Raw genomic sequence first — 1013 nt, 5'->3', positions numbered from 1 at the left:
GCGTCCAGGTGCGCCGCACCGGTCACCTTCGCGTGCAGCGCCTCGGCCAGCTCGGCCGCGTCCGTGGCCGCCAGCGGCGCGAGCCGGTTCGCCCCGGCCGTGTGCACCACGGCGCGGACCGGGGCGCCCTCGGCCCCCAGCCGCTCCGCCAGCTCCGTGAGCGCCGCCCGGTCGGTGACGTCCACCGCCCGCACGTCCGCCCGGGCGCCCAGGCGAGCCAGGACCTCCGGGTCCACGGCCCGGCCGACCGGCGTCAGCAACACCACGCGTTCGGCCGACGTGTCCGCCAGCCAGGTCGCCAGGTGGCCGGCCGGCGGCGTCGTGCCGTCGCTCACCAGCACCGTGCCGCGCGGCTCCCACACCGCGTCGGAGGCCGGGGGCGCGGCCGGCAGCAGGCGGCCGGCGAAGACCCCCGAGGGGCGGACGGCGAGCTGGTCCTCGCCCGTGCCGCCGGCCAGCGCGGCGGCCGTACGGTCCCACGCGCGGGCGTCCAGCTCCGCGGGGAGGTCGAGCAGGCCGCCCCAGGACTCCGGGCGCTCCAGGGCCGCGACCCGGCCCAGCCCCCACACCTGCGTCTGCTCCAGGCCGCGCACCGGGTCCGCGGTGCCCACGGACACCGCCCCGCGCGTCAGGCACCACAGCGGCGCCCGCACCCCGGCCTCGTCCAGCGCCCGCACGAGCGCCACGGTCGCGGCCAGGCCCGGGGCGACGCCGTCCGCGAGCGGTGCGTCGTCGAGCGCCAGCAGGGACACCACACCGGCCACCTCGCCGTGCTCCGCCGACGCCGCGCCCGCGGCACCGGCCAGCCGGACCACCTCGGCACCGGCCGCCTTCAGCCCGTGCTCGCACCACTCGGCCGCCTCCTGGCCCGCGCCGGACTCCGGCACGGCCAGCAGCCACCGACCGGTGAGCACCGTGCCCGCCGCGAACCCGGACACCGGCTTCCAGGCCACCCGGTACCGCCAGCCGTCCGTGCCGCTGAGCTCCGCCCGCTCCGGGGACTCCGGGGGCCG

1 protein-coding gene is annotated in these 1013 nt (G+C 80.6%); it reads right to left on the bottom strand.

What is annotated here, in order from left to right; translation table 11 throughout:
- Positions 1 to 1013: beta-ketoacyl reductase (locus OSB71_RS24180; protein WP_265950938.1), on the bottom strand; the 1013-nt coding region annotated here is incomplete at both ends.

The organism is Streptomyces marinisediminis (assembly GCF_026262575.1).
GTDB classification, from domain to species: Bacteria; Actinomycetota; Actinomycetes; order Streptomycetales; family Streptomycetaceae; genus Streptomyces; species Streptomyces marinisediminis.
Note: the sequence above shows the minus strand (reverse complement) of the source record. Positions and strands in the feature narration are given on the sequence as shown.